This window comes from uncultured Desulfosarcina sp. (assembly GCF_963664155.2).
Taxonomy (GTDB): domain Bacteria; phylum Desulfobacterota; class Desulfobacteria; order Desulfobacterales; family Desulfosarcinaceae; genus Desulfosarcina.
Map to the genome: position 1 here is coordinate 631,300 of NZ_CAXXXH010000002.1, position 19,678 is coordinate 650,977.

At 57.0% G+C, this 19,678-nt stretch carries 17 protein-coding genes; 16 read left to right on the top strand and 1 reads right to left on the bottom strand.

Annotation, left to right across the window (positions count from 1 at the left end; genetic code table 11):
* Positions 1-9 precede the first annotated feature (9 nt).
* From hisC to ACHZBS_RS27010, 6 genes are all read left to right on the top strand, one after another.
* Positions 10-1,113, top strand: coding sequence for a histidinol-phosphate transaminase (gene hisC, locus ACHZBS_RS26985; protein ID WP_319409630.1), 1,104 nt, complete (start codon positions 10-12; stop codon positions 1,111-1,113).
* A gap of 23 nt (positions 1,114-1,136) precedes the next feature.
* Positions 1,137-1,808 (top strand): (d)CMP kinase, encoded by a 672-nt coding sequence (cmk, locus tag ACHZBS_RS26990; RefSeq protein WP_319409631.1) that lies wholly within the window; start codon positions 1,137-1,139, stop codon positions 1,806-1,808.
* 172 nt (positions 1,809-1,980) lie between these two features.
* Positions 1,981-3,723, top strand: a complete 1,743-nt coding sequence (locus tag ACHZBS_RS26995) for a 30S ribosomal protein S1 (protein WP_319409632.1) — start codon at positions 1,981-1,983, stop codon at positions 3,721-3,723.
* Positions 3,724-3,936: 213 nt separating this feature from the next.
* The gene (sppA, locus tag ACHZBS_RS27000; RefSeq protein ID WP_319409633.1) at positions 3,937-4,833 is read left to right on the top strand and encodes a signal peptide peptidase SppA; all 897 of its coding nucleotides are present in this window, start codon (positions 3,937-3,939) and stop codon (positions 4,831-4,833) included.
* 17 nt (positions 4,834-4,850) lie between these two features.
* A complete protein-coding gene (locus tag ACHZBS_RS27005) occupies positions 4,851-5,645 on the top strand; it encodes a ParA family protein (RefSeq protein ID WP_319409634.1) in 795 nt (264 codons plus the stop codon).
* A complete protein-coding gene (locus ACHZBS_RS27010) occupies positions 5,605-5,925 on the top strand; it encodes a hypothetical protein (protein WP_319409635.1) in 321 nt (106 codons plus the stop codon). The genes ACHZBS_RS27005 and ACHZBS_RS27010 overlap by 41 nt, the downstream gene beginning before the upstream one ends.
* A 41-nt stretch (positions 5,926-5,966) precedes the next feature.
* On the opposite strand, the gene ACHZBS_RS27015 is transcribed toward ACHZBS_RS27010, so the two are convergent.
* Complete coding sequence (locus tag ACHZBS_RS27015; RefSeq protein WP_319409636.1) at positions 5,967-6,575, bottom strand: L-threonylcarbamoyladenylate synthase; 609 nt, start codon at positions 6,573-6,575, stop codon at positions 5,967-5,969.
* Between the two features lie 309 nt (positions 6,576-6,884).
* Here ACHZBS_RS27015 and guaB point away from each other — a divergent pair, with 309 nt between their 5' ends.
* From guaB to ACHZBS_RS27065, 10 genes are read left to right on the top strand one after another with little or no spacing between them, the layout of a single operon-like run.
* Positions 6,885-8,351: an IMP dehydrogenase gene (gene guaB, locus ACHZBS_RS27020; RefSeq protein ID WP_319409637.1), complete on the top strand. Its 1,467-nt coding sequence runs from the start codon at positions 6,885-6,887 to the stop codon at positions 8,349-8,351.
* A gap of 7 nt (positions 8,352-8,358) precedes the next feature.
* Entirely contained in the window at positions 8,359-11,901 is a 3,543-nt protein-coding gene (gene dnaE, locus ACHZBS_RS27025) for a DNA polymerase III subunit alpha (protein ID WP_319409638.1), read from the top strand.
* 53 nt (positions 11,902-11,954) lie between these two features.
* Positions 11,955-13,115 carry a DegT/DnrJ/EryC1/StrS family aminotransferase gene (locus ACHZBS_RS27030; RefSeq protein ID WP_319409639.1) on the top strand — a complete coding sequence of 387 codons (1,161 nt, stop codon included), beginning with the start codon at positions 11,955-11,957 and terminating at the stop codon, positions 13,113-13,115.
* Complete coding sequence (locus ACHZBS_RS27035) at positions 13,100-13,906, top strand: 1,4-dihydroxy-6-naphthoate synthase (RefSeq protein WP_319409640.1); 807 nt, start codon at positions 13,100-13,102, stop codon at positions 13,904-13,906. The genes ACHZBS_RS27030 and ACHZBS_RS27035 overlap by 16 nt, the downstream gene beginning before the upstream one ends.
* The gene (locus ACHZBS_RS27040; protein ID WP_319409641.1) at positions 13,906-14,547 is read left to right on the top strand and encodes a hypothetical protein; all 642 of its coding nucleotides are present in this window, start codon (positions 13,906-13,908) and stop codon (positions 14,545-14,547) included. The genes ACHZBS_RS27035 and ACHZBS_RS27040 overlap by 1 nt, the downstream gene beginning before the upstream one ends.
* Positions 14,544-15,386 carry a UbiA-like polyprenyltransferase gene (locus ACHZBS_RS27045; protein ID WP_319409642.1) on the top strand — a complete coding sequence of 281 codons (843 nt, stop codon included), beginning with the start codon at positions 14,544-14,546 and terminating at the stop codon, positions 15,384-15,386. The genes ACHZBS_RS27040 and ACHZBS_RS27045 overlap by 4 nt, the downstream gene beginning before the upstream one ends.
* A gap of 28 nt (positions 15,387-15,414) precedes the next feature.
* On the top strand, positions 15,415-15,993 hold the full coding sequence (locus ACHZBS_RS27050; RefSeq protein ID WP_319409643.1) for a UbiX family flavin prenyltransferase: 579 nt from the start codon (positions 15,415-15,417) through the stop codon (positions 15,991-15,993).
* On the top strand, positions 15,990-17,768 hold the full coding sequence (locus tag ACHZBS_RS27055) for a UbiD family decarboxylase (protein WP_319409644.1): 1,779 nt from the start codon (positions 15,990-15,992) through the stop codon (positions 17,766-17,768). Before ACHZBS_RS27050 ends, ACHZBS_RS27055 begins: the two co-directional genes overlap by 4 nt.
* 24 nt (positions 17,769-17,792) lie before the next feature.
* The gene (locus ACHZBS_RS27060) at positions 17,793-18,875 is read left to right on the top strand and encodes a CofH family radical SAM protein (protein WP_319409645.1); all 1,083 of its coding nucleotides are present in this window, start codon (positions 17,793-17,795) and stop codon (positions 18,873-18,875) included.
* Positions 18,872-19,678, top strand: a complete 807-nt coding sequence (locus ACHZBS_RS27065; RefSeq protein WP_319409646.1) for an MqnA/MqnD/SBP family protein — start codon at positions 18,872-18,874, stop codon at positions 19,676-19,678. The genes ACHZBS_RS27060 and ACHZBS_RS27065 overlap by 4 nt, the downstream gene beginning before the upstream one ends.

Sequence of the window (19,678 nt, forward strand, 5' to 3'; positions counted from 1 at the left end):
TGGTAGACCATGAAATTGACGATCCCCGATTACATTCAGGCCATCGACCCTTACGTTCCCGGCAAACCGCTGGAGGCCCTGGAGCGAGAATACGGCATCAGCGATTCGGTCAAGCTGGCTTCAAACGAAAACCCGTTGGGACCTTCTCCAAAGGCGATGGCTGCCATCCGGGAAAGTCTATCCACACTTCACCGTTACCCGGACGGTGCCGGTCACCTGCTGATCCGCAAGATCGCCGATGCCAACCGTGTTTTGCCGGCCAATGTGGTAATCGGGAACGGTTCCGACGATATCATTGCCCTGCTGGTGCGTGCGCTTGTCCGACCCGGGAACCGGGTGATCGTCCCGCGTCCCTCATTTCTTATGTACGACATCACGGCCACCGCTGCCGGAGCTGTGGTGGATGCCGTGCCCCTGAAAGCCATGGCCATGGATCTCGACGCCATGGCCCGACGGGTGTGCGCCGATACCCGCCTGATATTTGTCTGCAATCCAAACAATCCCACCGGCACGGTGGTCACCCAGCAGGCGTTCGACCATTTCATGGCCCGCTTGCCGGAGGATGTGGTCGTGGTTGTGGACGAAGCCTATATCGAATTTGCCAGAAATGCCGATTGCCTGAAAACCGGGCAGCCGATGGATATTAACCGCCCCCTGGTGACTCTGCGCACGTTTTCCAAGGTATACGGTCTTGCCGGATTGCGGGTGGGATACGGCATCATGCCGGCTACGCTGGCGGAGGTGCTCAACCGGGTCCGGCAGCCCTTTAACGTCAATGCCATGGCTCAGGCTGCGGCGGCCGCTGCCTTGGATGACAGGGCGTTTTTGCAGCAGACGATTGGGTTGGTCCATCGGGGACTGGACAGCCTGTATGGTGCTTTGGACAGGCTGGATTTGACTTATTTTAAAACCGAGGCCAACTTTTTTCTCATCGATGTGGAGCAGCCGGCGGATATCGTTTTCGAAAGAATGTTGCGGCAGGGTGTGATCGTCAGGTCCATGCGCGCTTATGGATTTCCCACTTATATCCGCATCAACGTGGGGCTTGAAGAGGAGAACCGGCGTTTTCTCCGTGCATTGGAAACGGTCCTCTCCCGAATTGGCAATCCATGATCAACTTGGACGGATAGCGGCAAATGGTCCTTCAACCCACCCTGCTGATCACTATCGACGGACCAGCCGGTGCCGGAAAGACGACGGTCAGCAAAATGCTGGCCCGGGAAATGGGGTACCGATACCTTGATACCGGCGCCTTGTATCGGGCTGTCGCCTATGAGGTCCGCGCAGCCGGCATCCGGCCGGACGATGATTCCGGACTTGGACATGTTTGTGATCACCTGCGGCTCAGCGTTGAAGAAAACCGTCTGGTTTCGAACGGAATGGATATTTCCGATCGGATCCGTTCGCCGGAGATCACCATGCTGGCATCCGCGGTGTCTGCCCGACCGGTGGTGAGACAGGCGCTTTTGGGGATTCAGCGGAAAATTGGACGGGCCGGGGGGCTGGTGGCCGAAGGTCGCGATATGGGAACGGTGGTTTTTCCCGAAGCGGATCTCAAGTTTTTTCTCGATGCCACGGTTCGACAGCGGGCGGCCCGGCGCTACGGGCAATACGACAAAGGAAATGGTCAGACCCTCGATCAGATCGAGCAGGACATCCGCCGCCGGGATGAAAACGACAGCAGCCGTGATATTGCACCGCTGAAGCCGGCAGATGATGCGGTCAACATCGACTCGACGACCATGACGGCCCGACAGGTGGTCGATCTGATGATGGCGCGTGTCCGCAAGTTGCTCGAAGCATCCTGATCTGGGGTTCTTGTCATTCGATCTCCCGACGAGACGATCAATGAATCGGGGCAGTCATGCCAAATAAAAGCATTGCATTTTGAGTCACGTTTCTGTAATATCTTTGGGCTATACTGCATGCGAAGGCATTTGCAGTAAAATAAAAAGAGGCTAAGGGGGTAATCATCAGTCAATGGACAACTTTGTAGACAACGAATCAACTGAAGAACCGATCGAGAAAGACAGTGTGACCGGCGAAAGTATGGCTGAACTCATGGATCTGTATGAGGAGAGCTTTAAACGTTTTGCCGAAGGAGAGGTGGTCAACGGAAAGATCATCTCTGTGGACAAGGACCATGTCCTGGTGGACATCGGCTACAAATCCGAAGGCCAGATTCGCATCCGGGAATTCGAAGTGGACGGCGAAGTCAGTGCAAAGGTCGGCGACACCGTCGAAGTGATGGTAGAGTGGTGGGACGACGAGAATGAAGTGGTCGTTCTGTCCAAGGAAAAAGCCGAAAAGGTCAAGGTCTGGGACGATATCAAGAATCGTCACGAAGCCGATGAAACCATCACCGGAACCATCACCAACCGCGTCAAGGGCGGTTTCTCCGTGGATATCGGTCTTCTGGCATTTCTGCCGGGTTCCCAGGCGGATCTTCGGCCCATTCGCAATCTGGATGAAATGGTCGGCAAGGAATTCGATTTTAAAATTCTGAAATACAATCGCAAACGCAGCAATATCGTTCTTTCCAGAAGAGTGCTCCTGGAAGAAGAGCGTGAGAGCAAACGGACCAAGACCCTGGCCACCATTCACGAAGGCAAAGTGGTTTCCGGTATCGTCAAGAACCTCACCGAATACGGCGTGTTTGTCGACCTGGGCGGTGTGGACGGTTTGCTTCACATTACCGATATCTCATGGGGGCGGGTCAAGCACCCGTCCGAATTGTTCAGTGTGGGTGACGAGATCAACGTCAAGATCCTGAGCCTGGACCTGGAACGTGAGCGCGTTTCTTTAGGGATGAAACAACTTAGTGAAGATCCATGGGCCAGCGCCATCGAAAAGTATCCCGTGGGTTCGCGTATCAGCGGTAAGGTGGTAAGTCTGACCGATTACGGCGCCTTTGTCGAGTTGGAAGAGGGTATCGAAGGCCTGATTCACGTATCTGAAATGTCCTGGACGCGCAAGGTCCGTCACCCCTCCAAGGTCGTATCCGTGGGCGAGATCGTAGACGCTCTGGTGCTGGATATCAAACCGGAAAACCGACGGATTTCCTTGGGTATGAAGCAGGCTGCACCCAATCCCTGGGATGTGATCAGCGACAAATACCCGGTGGGCACCACCATCGAAGGGAAAATCAAGAACATTACCGACTTCGGCCTGTTTATCGGAATCGATGAGGGGATCGACGGTCTGGTCCATATATCCGACATCTCCTGGACCAAGCGGATCAAGCACCCCTCAGAAATCTACAAAAAGGGTGACGTGATTCAGGCCATCGTTCTGGAGATCGATAAGGGGCAGGAGCGATTCTCCCTGGGCATCAAGCAGTTGCAGGCCGATCCCTGGGATACGGTCGCCGAGCGCTATGAGGTCGGCAAAGAAATCACCGGTACCGTCACCAACGTAACGGATTTCGGCGTTTTTGTCGAGCTTGAGGAGGGGATAGAAGGGCTGGTCCATGTCTCCGAGATCAGCAAAGAGAAAATCAAAACCCCGGTGGGACAGTTTGAAGTGGGACAGGTGATGACCGCCAAGGTCATGAACATCAACAGTGACGAGCGGCGAATCGGTCTTTCCATCAAACGGCTGGATATGGAAGACGATCAGGAACTGCTGACCGAGTACGTCACCAATATGGGCCCGGCAACCTCCAGTTTCGGCGAAATCCTTCGCGAGAACCTGCAGGAAAAGCTCAACAACGACGAACAATAAAACCATTGACCCAGACAATAAATGCCGGCGGTTTGCCTGACAGGCCCGCCGGTATTTTTGTCATGGACCACGAGGCACCGTTTACACGGCCGCTGCCAACCGCTCCTTCTTTCCCGCCGCGCCTTTTCAAGACACTGCCTGTGGTCCCTTGAATGCACCGGCTGGAGATTTTCAGATCTTTTCCGGGTTTATTCCTACAAGAAGGAACATGCCATGTTTTCAAGACGCCATCCCTATCTTTTTTTCTTGCTGGTCTCCTTTGCTATTTTTACCGTCTTAGCTTTAGGCGTTATGGCCACGGCCGCCTGGATCGGTGGGGCTCCCGGTGATTTCGGCGGTGAGGCGGTGGGGGTCGTTGAAATTGAAGGGGCCATCGCCGATGCGCGGGATACCATTGAAAACATTCGCCGGTTCCGGGAAGATGAAGACATAAAGGCCATCGTGATACGCATCGATTCCCCCGGAGGCGCGGTCGGGCCGTCACAGGAAATTTACCGAGAGATCCGGAAAACCATCGAAACCAAAAAGGTTGTGGCTTCGATGGGTGCCGTTGCTGCTTCAGGAGGCTACTATGTGGCCTGTGCAACTGACGGCATCGTGGCCAACCCCGGTACGATCACCGGCAGCATCGGCGTGATCATGGGATACACCAATTTCCGCCAGTTGTTGGACAAGATCGGCATGGTGCCGGTGGTTATCAAGAGCGGTCCGTACAAAGATACCGGGTCGCCAACCCGGGAGATGCGAGACGACGAACGTGAAATTTTGCAAGCTATCACCAGCGACATCCACGAACAATTTGTCACGGCCATCGCCGAGGGCAGAAAGATGGATCGTGCCCGGGTGGAGCAGGTTGCCGACGGGCGGATTTTCACCGGTGAAGATGCCAAGGCCCGGGGACTGGTGGATCGTCTAGGCAATTTCGAGGACGCTCTTGAATGGGCCGGGACATTGGGCGGCATAGACGGAAAGGTGGTTCCGGTCTATGCCCGTGACGAAAAATTGTCGCTGCTTCGCTACCTGATGTCCTCATCCCTATCCGATCTGATGTCAAAGGTCATTCATCCTGGCATCTATGCCGAATACCGATACCTGCCAGAGGGGCCGTGATCGGGAAAGGAATGCGTATGCGAATTATCGCAGTGGCCATGGCTAAAGGAGGCGTGGGGAAAACCACTACGGCGGTAAATCTCGCCCATGGGCTGGCCCTGGCGGGCAAGCGGGTACTGTTGGTGGATTGCGACACCCAGGCGCAGACCACCACTTTCCTCGGCATCACGCCTCCCCACGGCCTGTATGAGTTTATTACCGGTCACGACGGCAACGGCAGGGCGATCTTAAAAAAAGAGGCCATCCATGCGGCTCGCCAGAATCTCTGGGTGCTGGCCGGTGGGATCAAGCTGGTGGAACTTAAAAACTGGTTGGGAGAGCAGCCCCGTGAACAACGCCATGCCATATTGCATCAGAGCCTCACACCGAAAAACAACGGGCTGGATTACCTGATTTTCGATTGCGCCCCGGGATGGGACGTTTTGAGCGTAAATATTCTCATGGCCGCCAGGGAAGTGCTGTGCCCGGTAGCGCTCCAGGGACCGGCTCTGGAAGGGCTTAAGACCTTCTTCGGATACCTGGTATCCGTCCAGCAGCTGAATAAATCCCTTCGGCTCAAATATATCCTGCCCACCATGTTCGACCGGCGCACCCGTCAGAGCCATGACATCTACAATCGGCTCCGTCGTCTTTTCCGCAAGCAGATCTGCGACCCCATCCACCATAATGTACGTTTATGCGAGGCGCCGGTGGTCGGGCAGAGCATCTTCGAATTCGCCGACAGTGCATCGGGTGCACAGGACTATCGGAAACTTGCAGAAAGGTTGATCGATGACGGCATCAGACAACAAGACCATCCCCGATTTTTTTGACGAGAACCGCATGGATCCGGTTTCCGTGGCTACCGGGCGTCCAGCATCAAGGTCGGCGGCTCCCAAACCGGCGATGCCCAAAAGAAAGGCCGGCTTTTATTTTTCCGAAACCCTGCTCGACCGGTTTAACCGAAAATTTCACCAGTTGAAGCTCGACGGCACGCCCATTCCTAACAAATCCGCTCTGGCCGAAATGGCTCTTCACTTTGCACTGGACGATATGGACCGGGAAGATGCCAGTCAGTTGCTCAAACGGTTTGACCATCCTGAAGTGGAATGAACGTAGATAAGGGGGCTTCGATTGTAGGTAGGGCCGGCTTTCTATAGGAACAGACTGACATCCCCCAATCCTTCACGGATGATTTCAGGTACATCCTGCTCCAGGGAAACCACACTGGAAGGCTTTCCCGATACCGGCCCCCCGTCGATCACTGCTTCCAGCCTTGATCCGAAGTGTTCGTTGATCAGGGAGGCGTCGTGAAAGACCTCGCCGTCGGGTGCGGTGGCACTGGTGGAGATCACGGGGTTGCCCAGGGCCTCAACCAGGGCGAGACAGATGTTGTTCGCGGGAACCCGGATGCCGGCGGTTTTTCGTTTGGTGAGCATGATTTTAGGTACCAGCTTGGATCCAGTCAGAATGAAGGTATAGGGGCCGGGGAGCATCCGTTTCATGGTTTTGTAGGCATAGTTGGAGACCTTGGCATACTGACTGATATTTTTCAGGTCGGCACAGATGAAGCTGAAGGGCTGGTTTTTGTTGCGCTGTTTAAGCTGGTAGATTCTTTCGATGGCCCGCTTATTCATGATATCGCATCCGATGCCGTAATAGGTATCGGTGGGATAAGCGATCAACCCTCCGTCTTTCAATATGTCCGCAACCCGACTGATCAGTCGTTGCTGGGGGTTGTCTGGATTGATGGTAAACAGCATGGCAGTGCCGATGCTCCTGTTCGGTAGAAAAAAGGAGATGACGCCCAGAGCCGATTACAACTCCCTTCAGCGTGTCTCCCATAAAGCAAAGAGAACAACTTATTACGGCCTGCCGGGGGTGTCAAGCCGCCAAATAAAGATTGATAAAGCCCCCTTCATTTGTTAGTTTGGCCGCTTAATCGGTTTCCGATCCGATGTTAATTTGATTTTGATTTCAACGGATCGGTCGCCGGGTCGTGGAAACCTGTAAGACCCCCGCCGGCAGCCATTGCCAGCCCGGCCAACTTCCATTTGGATGCGGAGGATACTATGACCCACCTGATCGCGGAGGACGCGTATTCCTTTGATGATGTTCTGCTGGTTCCCAGTTATTCTGATATCCTTCCCAAGGATGTCGATACCCGAACCCGCCTGACCCGTGAACTTACGCTGAACATTCCCATCGTGAGTGCTGCCATGGATACGGTGACCGAAGCACAGACGGCCATCACCATGGCCCGTGAGGGGGGAATCGGTTTTGTCCACAGAAATATGAGCGTCAAACACCAGGCCATGGAAGTGGACCAGGTCAAAAAATCGGAAAGCGGCATGATTGTAGACCCGCTGACCATCGGCCCGGACCGGCCGATTGAAGAGGTGATGAAGCTGATGGCCCATTACCGCATATCCGGGGTTCCGGTAACCCGGGGTGAGCAACTGGTGGGCATCGTCACCAACCGCGATCTGAGGTTTGAAACCGACATGACCAAAAAAGTCAGCGACGTCATGACCAGCAAAAACCTGGTGACAGTTAACGAGGGCATCAGCCTTGAGGAATCCAAGAAGATGCTCCAGACGCACCGCATCGAAAAACTGCTGGTGGTGGACAAAAACGGACGGTTGACCGGAATGATCACCATCAAGGATATCGAGAAAATTAAGAAATACCCCAATGCCTGCAAAGACGCTATGGGACGGCTGCGGGTAGGCGCTGCCATCGGTGTGGGTGAAGATATGATGCCCCGGGCAGAGGCCTTGCTCAAGGCCGGTGCCGACGTCATCGTTATCGATACCTCCCATGGCCATTCGGGCAACGTCATCCGGGCGGTCAAGCGTCTGAAAGGGGACTTTCCCGCCATGCAGCTCATTGCGGGCAATGTGGGTACCGGTGAAGGTGCCCAGGCTCTGATTGACGCGGGTGTGGATGCCGTCAAGATCGGCATCGGTCCGGGATCCATCTGCACCACGCGCATCATCGCCGGTATCGGTGTACCCCAGATCTCCGCCATTATGAACTGCCGTGAAGTGTCAGAAAAGACGGGGGTCCCCTTGGTGGCCGACGGCGGCATCAAGTTTTCCGGTGACATCACCAAGGCCATCGGCGCCGGTGCCCATACGATCATGGTCGGTGGCCTGTTCGCCGGTGCGGAGGAGAGTCCGGGAGAAACCATCCTGTTCCAGGGCCGAAGCTACAAGGTATACCGGGGCATGGGATCCCTAGAAGCCATGAAAATGGGCAGCAAGGACCGATATTACCAGACCGAACAGGAATCTGACGACAAGTTGGTGCCTGAGGGAATCGTCGGCCGGGTGCCCTACCGGGGAACCCTTTCCGCGAACATCCTTCAACTCATTGGCGGGCTCAAGGCCGGTATGGGGTATGTGGGCTGCCGGACCATCGAAGAGCTTCGCCAAAAGGCGTGTTTTGTGAAGATCAGTGCAGCCGGCATGCGCGAGAGCCATGTCCACGATGTGATCATCACCAAAGAAGCCCCCAACTACCGGTTGGAAAATTGATGCGATCATGACGCCAACGACATCCGATTTTGTCCATCTTCATGTCCACACCCAGTACAGCCTGCTGGACGGCGCCATCCGCCTGGGTGACCTGTTCAAAAAGGTAAAGGCATTCGGTATGCCGGCGGTGGCGCTCACCGACCACGGCACCATGTTCGGCGCTCTCGATTTCTATCAACAGGCCACCTCCGCTGGCATTAAGCCCATTATCGGCTGCGAATGCTACGTGGCTCCGCGTACCCTTTCCGACAAAACTCCGCTTGACAAGACCGGCACCCGCCACTTGGTGCTGCTGGCCGAAAACCAGCAGGGGTACCGAAATCTGTGCAAGCTGGCCACCGTCGCTCAGATGGAAGGCTATTACTACAAGCCACGGATCGACAAGGCGTTGCTCGCCGCCCACGCCGAAGGCCTCATTGCGCTGTCCGCTTGCCTCAAAGGGGACATCCCCCAATATATTCTGTCCAACCAGATGGACAAGGCCGAGGAAGCGGCCCGGTACTATCAGCAGATTTTCGGCGAAGGGTGTTTTTTCCTGGAACTGCAGAACAACGGCATTCCGGCCCAGGAAAAGGTCAACCAGGGTCTGGTCGAACTCAGCAGCAAGCTATCCATTCCGCTGGTGGCCACCAATGACTGTCACTACTTGAATCAGCAGGACGCCAAGGCCCACGAAATCCTTTTGTGCGTCCAGACCCAGAAGACCATAGCCGATGCCGACCGTTTCGTTTTCGATTCCAACCAGCTCTATTTCAAGTCTCCCGAGGAGATGAAGGGCTATTTCGCCGATTATCCCGGGGCCACCGACAATACCGTAGCCATTGCCGATCGCTGCTACATCGAGTTTGACTTCAAGACCTATCACTTCCCCCAGTTCGATGCCGAATCGGGGAAGACGGCCGACGAGCTGTTCGACCAGCAGGTGCGCGAAGGCTATGAACGCCGCATGGCGGTGATGCGCAAAAAGAAACCGGACCTGGATGAAACGGTCTATCGGGAGCGTCTGGAATACGAAATCAAGACCATCAAGGAGATGGGTTTTCCCGGTTATTTTCTCATCGTGGCCGACTTTATCCGCTATGCCAAGGAAAACGGCATCCCGGTCGGACCCGGGCGCGGTTCCGCCGCCGGCAGCCTGGTTTCATTTTCGCTGTTTATCACCGACCTGGACCCCATTGAGCACGGACTGATTTTCGAGCGTTTTTTAAATCCTTCCCGCATCAGCATGCCTGACATCGACGTGGATTTTTGCATCCACGGCCGGGAACGCGTTTACAACTACGTGGTCGAACGTTACGGCGGCGGTGATTACGTGGCCCAGATCATCACTTTCGGCAAGATGAAAGCCAAATTGGTGATCCGGGATGTGGGACGGGCTCTGGGACTCCCATTGGCGGAGGTGGATACCATTGCCAAACTGATTCCCGACAGCCTCAAGATGACCATCGACAAGGCCCTGAAGGAAGAACCCAAGCTGGCGGAAATGGTTGCCTCCGACCCGCGCATCGCCGAGTTGATCGATATCAGCAGGGCACTGGAAGGCCTTTCCCGTCATGCTTCCACCCATGCGGCCGGTGTGGTGATCGGCGATAAGCCCCTGGTGGAGTACCTGCCCCTGTACAAGGGGAAAAAAGGGGAGGTGGTCACCCAGTTCGACATGAAGAAAGTCGAGGATATCGGCCTGGTAAAATTCGATTTCCTGGGGCTTCGCAACCTGACCGTCATCGACCACGCCTTGAAAAGTATCGCCGCTCAGGGAAAACCCGTACCGGATCTGTCCGATTTGCCCTTCGATGATGAAAAAACATTCACCCTGCTCCAGGCCGGAGACACCACCGGTGTGTTTCAACTGGAATCCAGCGGCATGAAGAACCTGCTGGTCCGCCTCCATCCGGAATCCTTTGACGATCTTACCGCACTGGTTGCCCTTTATCGTCCCGGCCCGCTGGACAGCGGTATGGTTGACGATTTTGTGGACCGCAAGCATGGACGCAAGAAGGTAGTCTATCCGGTGGCGTCCCTGGAACCGATACTCCAGGAAACATACGGGGTCATGGTCTATCAGGAGCAGGTCATGCAGGTGGCCGGTGTGCTGGCCGGCTATTCCATGGCTGATGCGGACAGTCTGCGAAAGGCTATCGGCAAGAAGATCGAAGCGCTGATGGCCAAACATCGGGAGAAGTTTGTCAGCGGCTCGGTTAAAAACGGTGTGGACAAAACCATTGCCACGGAGCTGTTCGACCTGATCGAAAAATTCGGCGGCTACGGATTCAATAAGTCCCACAGCGCTGCCTATGCCCTGATTGCCTACCAGACGGCTTACCTCAAGGCCCACTTTCCCGTCGAGTTTATGGCGGCCCTGCTTACCAGTGAAATCGAAACGATCGACGGTGTAGTCAAGTTTATCAACGAGTGTCGGTCCCACAACATCGAAGTGCTGCCGCCGGATGTCAACGAGAGCAGCACGGTGTTTACCGCCGTCGATGGCCGCATCCGTTTTGGTCTGGCGGCGGTCAAGAATGTGGGCGAAGCTGCTGTCGACCTGATCATCAAGGAGCGAGAAGAGAACGGACAATTTTCATCCCTCTTCGATTTCCTCCAACGGGTGGATCTGACCAAAGTGAACAAGCGGGTGCTGGAGAGCCTGATCCGATGCGGAGCCTTGGATTCCACAGGAATATACCGCTCCAGACTCATGGCGGTACTGGAGGAGGCGCTGGATTATGGCCAACGTATTCAGCGGGAGAAAAACAGTGCCCAGATGAGCCTTTTCGACACCGGTACCGGAGAAGACCTGGCCATCAACCAGCCGGCCATTCCCGCCATCGACGAGTGGGACGGCCGGGAAAAACTTCAGCAGGAAAAAGAGACCCTTGGCTTTTATGTCACCGGGCATCCGTTGGACCGTTACAAGAAGACTCTTGAGAAGTTCACCAACGTGGATGCCTTCAGCATCCGGGAAGTGGCCGACAAGAGCGCTGTTCGCATCGGCGGCACCATCAGCAGTTCCAAGGTGATCCGTACCCGCAAGGAAGAACTGATGGGTTTTGCCACGGTGGAGGACCTGCATGGGTCCGTGGAAGTGGTGGTCTTTCCTTCCCTATATGCGGGCTGCGCCGACCTGCTCTCATCGGACACACCGGTGCTGGTGCAGGGGCAGGCACAGGTCGAGGAAAACGGAGTGAAAATCCTCGCCGATGCCATCATTCCCATGGACCAGGCTGAAGAAAACTGGACCGTGGAGGTGCGGCTGATGGTGAATCCCGAGATTACGGACCGGGAAACCCTGACGCGGGTCCACCGGACCTTGAAGCGATATCCGGGTTCCTGCAAGGGCTTTGTGCATATCTGTCTCAAGGATCAGGCCGAAGCCATTGTCTCCATGGCCGAAGCGGTGCGCATTCATTGCTGCGAGGCCATGACCCGGGAGGTCAATGGCATTTTCGGCTATGCGGCTGTGCAGACCCGCTGCAGCGACGCCGCCAGCGCTTTGAAAAACAGCGATCCCAATGGGCGCCGGTCCAACGGCCACCCTTTTACCAGGAATTGATCGGGGATCGGGCTCGACGTGTCCCATGAATACGAAATAACAGGCTTTAAGCCATGAACGTACCGCTGCTGGATCTGAAAACCCAATACCGCACCATCAGGGATCGGTCCCTGGAAGTCACTCAACAGGTCTTCGAAAGCCAGTATTTTTTCCTGGATCCCCAGGTCGAGGATCTGGAGACGAAAATCGCCGGCTATTGCCGGACCGGCCATGCTGTGGGGGTTTCATCGGGAACGGACGCCCTGGTATTATCTCTGATGGCAGCCGGAATCGGGCCGGGAGATCGGGTGATCTCTACTCCCTATACCTTTTTCGCCACTGTCGGCGCCATCGCACGCGTAGGGGCCACGCCGGTTTTTGTCGACATCGACCCGGATACCTACAACCTTTCTCCGGATAAACTTGAAGCCGCCATGGCGACTTTGCCCAACGCTGCTTTGGAAACCGTCAAAGCCATTATTCCGGTTCATCTTTACGGTCAGTGTGCCGATATGGATCCCCTTCTGGAAGTGGCTGCGGACCACGGGTGGGTGGTAATCGAAGATGCCGCCCAGGCCATTGGCGCTGAATACAAGGAGCGACGGGCAGGCAGCATGGGAGATTACGGGAGCTTTTCCTTTTTCCCGTCCAAGAACTTAGGGGCCTTCGGTGATGGTGGAATCGTAACGGCAGGCGATCCGCAGGTTTACGAGCGGCTGAAAATTCTGCGGGTTCGCGGTTCCAAACCCAAATATCATCACCAGGTGATGGGCGGTAATTTCCGTCTCGATTCTCTGCAGGCGGCCATCGTGGCCGGCAAACTGGATTACCTGGACGGTTGGACCACCGCGCGCCAGGACAATGCGGCACGCTACCGGGAGCTGTTCGCATCGGCCGGGTTGACGGACCGTGTCCATCTGCCGGTGGAAAAAGAAAACCGTCACATTTACAACCAGTTCATCATTTTCGTCGATGACGGTCGGGATGACCTGCGGGTCTACCTTGGGGAGCAGGGGATTGGAACCGAGGAGTATTACCCGGTTCCCATGCATCTGCAGGACTGCTTTTCAGAATTGGGCTATCAAATCGGTGATTTTCCGGTTGCCGAACAGGCGGCCAATCAGACCCTGGCTCTGCCCATCTACCCGGAGCTCACCGAATCCCAGCAGGCTTACGTGGTCGAGAATTCGGCGCGTTTTTCAGCCGGGAGGATAATTCCGTGGTCAAGGAACTGACATTCGGCTATTCCCCCTGTCCCAACGACACGTTCATGTTCAACGCCATTGCCGACGGTGAGGTAGCCGTAACCGGTTACCGGATGAAGCCGATGCTCCACGACGTGGAGACCCTCAACGGCCTGGCCATGGATGCGGTGCTTGACATTACCAAACTCTCTTTTTACGCATGGATGGCTGTCAAGGGCAGATACCGCCTGCTTCACAGCGGAGCGGCCATGGGTTCTGGTTGCGGTCCGGTGCTTATTGCCAGAAAACCGTTGAAGCAAACGGAGATCCATCGCTGCCGGGTGGTGCTTCCCGGCCAGTGGACTACCGCCCACCTCTTATTCCGCCTGTGGGCTCCGGATGCCCACCACCGATTGTTTGCCCCCTATGATCGGATCTTCGACACATTGACATCGGGACGGGCCGACTGCGGGGTGATCATTCACGAAAGCCGCTTCACCTTTGAAGCCGCCGGATTCGTCCAAGTGGTGGACCTGGGGGCCTGGTGGGAGGAACTGACGGGCCTGCCCATCCCCCTGGGAGGGATTGCGGCCAGAAAAAGGCTGGGTGAATCGCTGATCCGGGAGATAGATGGGGCTGTCAATGCGAGTATCCGGCGGGCCATGGCCGATCCGGATGAAGCACTGCCCTACATCCGGCAGTACGCCCAGGAGATGGATGACACCGTGCTCCAGGCGCATATCCGTACCTTCGTGAACGATTTCAGCCTGGAGTTGCCCAGCCATGGCCGCCGGGCCATCGAGAAGCTGGAGGCGTTGGCTCGGGATGCCGGTGCCCTCTGATGGTGGGTATCGTCTATGCCACCCGGCGCGAAGCGAATCCGTTTTTGTTAAGGACATCCGCTGAACCGATGGCCCCCCAGCCGTTATTAATGTTCCGGACGGCCGACACAAGGTACACGCCATGCATCACGGTCATCAGCGGCATGGGAAAGGTCGCGGCCACTGTGGCGGCCACTCACCTGGTGCTGACTCATCGGGTCTCGATGCTGGTCAACGCAGGGCTCTGCGGCCGGTTGGTCATGGACCACCATTGTTCGGTCGGTGACGTTCTCCGGATCAGTACCGCCGTTGAAGGCGACTGTGACCGGTTGGGTCATACCGAGCAGGCCGTGGCCTGCGACGACCGATGGTTTGGCATCTTGAAACCGGCGCGACTGGTGACCAATGATCGACCTGTTTTTGACGCCGCCTGGCGCAGTCAGTTGGCCGGTATCGGAGAGTTGGCGGACATGGAGGGCGCTGCCGTGGCACGGGTGGCCAGACTTTACGGCATCCCGTGTGCCATGATCAAGGGCATCAGCGACACCGCCGATGAATCCGGACGGATGGATGTGGCCAGCCATATGGACTGGGTATCGGGGCGTATCGCCGATGCCCTGGTTCGGGAACTATCGATAAGCACTTTAGACAAACAGTCATGAAAACTGAACCAACGTTTCAAAAAATTTTGAATTTCACAAGGATCGAGCATACCGCCTTCAGCCTGCCGCTGATTTTCACCGGTGCCTGGATGGGGGCGGGAAATCGTTTCCCGTCGATCGCGGTGATGCTGCTGATCGTTGTCGCCGCAGTGGGGGCCCGTATTTTCGGTATGGCCATGAACCGGGTATTCGATCGACGGATTGACCGGTTGAACCCGCGCACCGCCGGTCGGGAATTGCCTTCCGGAAAAATGACATTAGCCACGGCCATGGCCGTCGCTTTCGCGGGACTGGGGGTCTACCTGACGGCCTGTTGGTTCCTGGGCGGATGGTGCCTGATCCTGGCGCCCATCCCTGTCATCCCCCTGTTGGTGTATTCGCTGCTTAAACGCTTTACCTCCTTCTGCCATTTCGGCATCGGCCTCTGCCTGGCCCTGGCGCCTTTAGGCGCCTATGTGGCGGCTGCCGGTCAACCGCAATTTTCCTGGGAGGTCATCCTTTTTTCCGGTTTCGTATTCTTCTGGCTGAGCGGGGCGGACATCATCTACGCGCTGATGGACATTGACAGCGACCGGCAGAACCGCGTTCACAGCCTGCCGGCCCGGCTGGGGGCCGACGGAGCCGTAAGGGTGGCGGCAGGGGTTCATCTGATAGCATGGGGCATCCTCGTGGCTGTGGTTCAGACGGTGGGCGGCGGCGCGATGGCGTGGATGCTTCTGGCTACGGCGGCCGTTTTTTTTGTATTGATGTACGTGCCCGCCATTCCCATACCGAAACGGTTTTTCCCGATCTCCACCCTCGCCGGGATTGCCGGTGCACTGGCTCCCATGGTTGCGTGAGTCGGCAAAGCGAACGGAGCGACAAAAAATGGAAAAAGCGGACACGCCCCATCTGATTCTCGGAATCACCGGAGCATCGGGCATCCACGGCGCCCGGTTGCTGGTTGAAAAATCCCCTTGGCCAATTGACCTGGTGGCCAGCCGGTGGGGAAGGAACGTCGCTGGCACCGAGTGCGGCGGTCTTGAAGCCATCGAAACCCATGCGGAACGGGTATTTAGATCCGATGATCTCTACGCGCCTCTCTCCTCGGGGTCGGTTCCGACCGCAGGGATGGTGGTGCTGCCCTGTTCGGCGCACACCCTGGCCCAGATTGCCGCCGGATTGGGCGACAGCCTGATCACTCGGGCGGCCCACTGCCAGCTCAAGGAACACCGTCCGCTGATTCTCTGCCTGCGTGAAGCGCCGCTGACCTTGATTGATCTGGAGAATGCTCGGCGCGCAGCAGCCTCCGGCGCAGTGATCATGCCCATGAGCCCGCCCTTTTTCATGTTTGCCGGTACTGACCCGAAAACCGTGTCCATGGATGATCTGCTGGACGCCTACGTGGATCGGGTGCTTGCCCTGTTGGGCCGCAGTCCTGCCCGAACGTGGGAGGACATCCATTGAGTTTTGTCGATCTGCGTGCATTCCTTGCCCACCTGGAACAGACCGGACAGCTGGCCCGCATTCATGTTCGCGTTGACCCCAATCAGGAGATGACCCTCATTCAACACCGGGTGATGGCTGCCAAGGGGCCGGCCCTTCTTTTTGAAAACGTCGTGGGATCTCCCTACCGCGTTGTCACCAACCTGTTCGGTACCCGACAGCGAACCCGCCTGGCCTTTGGCGGCGATCCGGCTGAGCTGGGCGAACGGGTGTTCCGGCTCTCCAGAACCCTGATGCCGCCGAGTATCACGGGCATCGTCAAATCCCGCCGGGATCTGCTGGCCCTTTCCACGGCTCGGTTGCGCAGGGTAGTCAACGGGCCGATCCTGGAAACCGTTTCCCATTCCCCGAATCTGAACCGACTGCCGGTGCTCACTTGCTGGCCCGATGACGGCGGCCCCTTTTTCACCTTGCCGCTGGTTCACACTACGGATCCGGAAACCGGCACGGGTAATTTAGGCATCTACCGGCTGCAGCGCTTCGATGGTCGCAGCACCGGCATGCATTGGCAGATCGAAAAAGGCGGCGGATTCCACTTCCACAAGGCCGCCTCCATGAACCGTTCCCTGCCGGTCAGTGTGGTACTGGGAGGTCCGCCATCCCTGATCGCCGCGGCCGTGGCCCCGCTTCCCGAAGGCATCGACGAGCGATTGCTGGCCGCCTACATGATGAATCGACCACTGGATGTGATCGCCCGCAAGACCACCGGCCACCGGATCCCCGCCCGGGCGGAATTTGTCCTGGAAGGTACGGTGACCCCCGGAGACATGCAATGGGAAGGACCGTTCGGCGACCACTTCGGCCACTACTCCCATGCCGCCGATTACCCGGTATTCAGGGTGAATTGGATGTTGGCGAGAAAAGATGCGATTTTTCCGGCCACCGTGGTGGGCAAGCCGGTCCAGGAAGATTTCTTTATGGGCGAAGCCCTTCAGGAGATGACCCTGCCGCTGCTGAAGATGATCCGGCCGGCGGTCACCGATCTGTGGGCCTATCCGGAAGCCGGATTTCATTCCCTGGCCGTGATGTCCGTGGCCGAGCGCTATCCCAAGGAGGCCCTGAAACATACCCTGGGGATGCTCGGAGAAGGGCAGGTTTCTCTGACCAAGGTGATGATCACCGTGGACCACCAGGTGAATGTGAGGGATATGGCGGCCGTGAGCCAAGCCCTGTGGCACCACCTGGACGCTAAAACCGGGATTCACCTGCTCGCCCCCACCGCCCAGGACACCCTGGACTTCACCGGGCCGGCCATGAACAGCGGCAGTCGGCTGATCCTCATGGCCACCGACGATGGGAACCCTCTACGCGGCGAAGCACCCCGGCATGTCCCCGACCCCGATGATCTTCATCCGGATGTGCGCGGCACGGCCACCTTGGGGCCGGCCTTTTTAATGGTCCAGGTCAAAAATACCTGCCGGGATATCGAAACTGTCCGCCAGGCCCTGATCCGTGATGCAGCGGCCCGGGATTACCTGTTTCACGTCATCGTGTCTGAAGATGTCCCGTTAAACGACCGGATCCTGATGCTCTGGGGCTGGTTTACCCGTTTCGATCCATTGGCGGATCTTTATCCGGCCGGCCGGACAGTTGCAGGGAACCGGCTGATTTTCGATTTTCCTATTGCCATTGACGCCCGCTGGAAATCAGGGTATCCCAAGCCCGTTCAATTTGATCCGGACGTGGAAAAACGGGTGGACCGCATGTGGAAGATCCTCGGTTTACCCGATTTCTGAACATCAGATTAGGTACCATTTACTATGGGCTATGATTTCTTTGAGAAGGCACTGGAAAAAGGATCCCGCTGTGAGCGGCTTTCCCGGAAAGAGGCCTATGGCCTGGCCGAAGCCATCACCCCGGACCGCCTCCACCGGCTGGGCGTGGCGGCCCTGGCCAACCGTCAACGGCGGTTTGACCGGCAGGCCACCTACGTATTCAACCTGCAGATCAATCCCACGAACATCTGCGGCAGCGGCTGCACCTTTTGCAATTACGCGGCCTCCAAAAATGCCCCCCATGCCTATGTGCTGGAAGAACCGGAGATCTTCGAGCAGGTGGAACGGCTGGGACCCACAGAAGTCCACATTGTCGGCGGGTTGAACCAGATCTGGCCCTTTAAGCGAAACCTGGAACTGGTCCGGTCCCTGCGCAATCGATATCCGGACCTGCATATCAAAGCCTTCACGGCCGTTGAAATCGATTATTTTGCCAAAACGTCCGGTCTGTCGGAATCGACGGTGCTGGATCAGCTTCAGGCTGCCGGCATGGACGCCATGCCCGGCGGGGGTGCGGAAATTTTCTCTGACCGGCTATACCGCCAGCACTGGAAAAACAAGACCAGCCCCGACGGCTGGGTGCGCATTCACCAGCTGGCCCATGGCAAAGGGATACCCACCAACGCCACCATGCTGTTCGGGTTCGGCGACACGTGGAACGAGCGCATCGACCATTTCCTGATTTTAAGACGTGCCCAGGACCAATCGGGTGGATTTTCCTGCTTTATACCGCTTCCTTTTCAGCCGGGCGCAGGCAATTTTATCCAAAACGGGCCCACTCCCCTGGAAACGCTTTCGGTGCTGGCCATCTCCCGGCTGGTGCTGGACAATATCCCCCATTTGAAGTCATACTGGCCCATGACCGGTCTGGAAACCGGCGCGGCCGGATTGACTTGGGGGGCAGACGACATGGACGGCACCATCAGCGAAGAGAAAATTGCTCACCTGGCCGGCGCAGCAACCCCGGTGGGGCTCGCTCGCGACAACATGCTGGAAACCATTCGTACGGCCGGATTCCTGCCGGTGGAACGAGACGGCAAGTTCTCACCCATAGGAGGAGAAAAGTGACCGTTCCGGTGGCCATGATCCCCTATACCAACATGGCTCCTTACCGGCAACTGGGCGCCCCCCGCGGATGCCGGTTCGTGCCATTGGTGCCCAGGGCGAGCATCGAGGCGCTTCTGTCCGGTGAGGTCGTTGCCGCCGCCATACCGGTCGGCGGGCTGGCGGCGCTGGACGGGGTGGTGGAAATGGTAGGACGCTTCGGCATTGCCGCCGAAGGTGAATCCATGAGTGTGCTTTTTTTCTCACGTGTTCCCTTTGACGACATGCACGCTCCAAGAACCATTCGAATCACCGGGGAGTCGGCATCGAGCGTCCGGCTGCTGTACCTGCTGTTGGGGCAGGTCCACGGGTTCAGCCGGCTGCCGCATATTGCCGCCGACGGTCAGGTCCCGGATGGCGAACTGCTGATCGGTGACCGGGCCCTGGTCAAAGGCCAGACGGCGGGGGACTCGCAACGATTATTTGTCTCCGATCTCTCGCGACAATGGTTTGGCCTCCATCGACTTCCCTTTGTCTTCGCCAGGTGGGTGATGAGAAGAGACGCTTCCGAATCCATCAAATCCTCCATCTCCTCCTGGCTGGACGAATTTAAGGTTCGTGAGCCCTCATTGGTTGAGCAGGCCATCCCGGAAGCAGCCGCAACTCTCGATCTCGCTCCAGCAATCATACGGCGTTATTTCCAGGTCATCCGACGGTGCCTTGACGAGCGTGACATCCTCGGTCAGCAGCTTTTTTTCAGGCAAATTGAAAAACTGGGCCAACGCCCGCTTTTTCAAACCGCAACCAACGTGGACGCTCCAGGCTGA

What these genes read in the sequence shown, in the direction of transcription:
- cmk (WP_319409631.1), top strand. Translation starts at nt 1,137, where the DNA reads ATGGTCCTTCAACCCACCCTGCTGATCACTATCGACGGACCAGCCGGT.
- ACHZBS_RS27045 (WP_319409642.1), top strand. Translation starts at nt 14,544, where the DNA reads ATGAAAACTGAACCAACGTTTCAAAAAATTTTGAATTTCACAAGGATC.
- ACHZBS_RS27030 (WP_319409639.1), top strand. Translation starts at nt 11,955, where the DNA reads ATGAACGTACCGCTGCTGGATCTGAAAACCCAATACCGCACCATCAGG.
- hisC (WP_319409630.1), top strand. Translation starts at nt 10, where the DNA reads ATGAAATTGACGATCCCCGATTACATTCAGGCCATCGACCCTTACGTT.
- ACHZBS_RS27010 (WP_319409635.1), top strand. Translation starts at nt 5,605, where the DNA reads ATGACGGCATCAGACAACAAGACCATCCCCGATTTTTTTGACGAGAAC.
- sppA (WP_319409633.1), top strand. Translation starts at nt 3,937, where the DNA reads ATGTTTTCAAGACGCCATCCCTATCTTTTTTTCTTGCTGGTCTCCTTT.
- ACHZBS_RS26995 (WP_319409632.1), top strand. Translation starts at nt 1,981, where the DNA reads ATGGACAACTTTGTAGACAACGAATCAACTGAAGAACCGATCGAGAAA.
- ACHZBS_RS27060 (WP_319409645.1), top strand. Translation starts at nt 17,793, where the DNA reads ATGGGCTATGATTTCTTTGAGAAGGCACTGGAAAAAGGATCCCGCTGT.
- ACHZBS_RS27015 (WP_319409636.1), bottom strand. Translation starts at nt 6,575, where the DNA reads ATGCTGTTTACCATCAATCCAGACAACCCCCAGCAACGACTGATCAGT.
- ACHZBS_RS27005 (WP_319409634.1), top strand. Translation starts at nt 4,851, where the DNA reads ATGCGAATTATCGCAGTGGCCATGGCTAAAGGAGGCGTGGGGAAAACC.
- ACHZBS_RS27040 (WP_319409641.1), top strand. Translation starts at nt 13,906, where the DNA reads ATGGTGGGTATCGTCTATGCCACCCGGCGCGAAGCGAATCCGTTTTTG.
- ACHZBS_RS27050 (WP_319409643.1), top strand. Translation starts at nt 15,415, where the DNA reads ATGGAAAAAGCGGACACGCCCCATCTGATTCTCGGAATCACCGGAGCA.
- guaB (WP_319409637.1), top strand. Translation starts at nt 6,885, where the DNA reads ATGACCCACCTGATCGCGGAGGACGCGTATTCCTTTGATGATGTTCTG.
- dnaE (WP_319409638.1), top strand. Translation starts at nt 8,359, where the DNA reads ATGACGCCAACGACATCCGATTTTGTCCATCTTCATGTCCACACCCAG.